Annotated in this window: 1 protein-coding gene; it reads right to left on the bottom strand. The window is 73.0% G+C overall.

Annotation, left to right across the window (positions count from 1 at the left end; all coding sequences use genetic code 11):
- Nucleotides 1-278: methyl-accepting chemotaxis protein (locus tag MFF64_RS36800; RefSeq protein WP_238193971.1), on the bottom strand; the 278-nt coding region annotated here is incomplete at both ends.

Below are 278 nucleotides of genomic sequence, written 5' to 3'. Positions count from 1 at the left end.
CGCCGCCGCGATCGAGGTCGCCACGCCCGAGATCTCCTCGATCCGGGCGGTGATCGCCCCGATTGCGCCGACCGCCTGACCCGTGGAGGCCTGGATCGCGGCGATCTGGCCGGTGATCTCCTCCGTCGCCTTCGCGGTCTGGCCGGCGAGTTCCTTCACCTCGGCGGCCACCACCGCGAAGCCCCGTCCCGCCGCGCCGGCCCGCGCCGCCTCGATCGTGGCATTGAGCGCCAGCAGGTTGGTCTGGGCGGCGATCGACGAGATCAGCCCGACCACGT

Origin of the sequence: Methylobacterium frigidaeris (assembly GCF_022179185.1) — a bacterium.
Classification (GTDB): Bacteria; Pseudomonadota; Alphaproteobacteria; order Rhizobiales; family Beijerinckiaceae; genus Methylobacterium; species Methylobacterium frigidaeris.
Note: the sequence above shows the minus strand (reverse complement) of the source record. Positions and strands in the feature narration are given on the sequence as shown.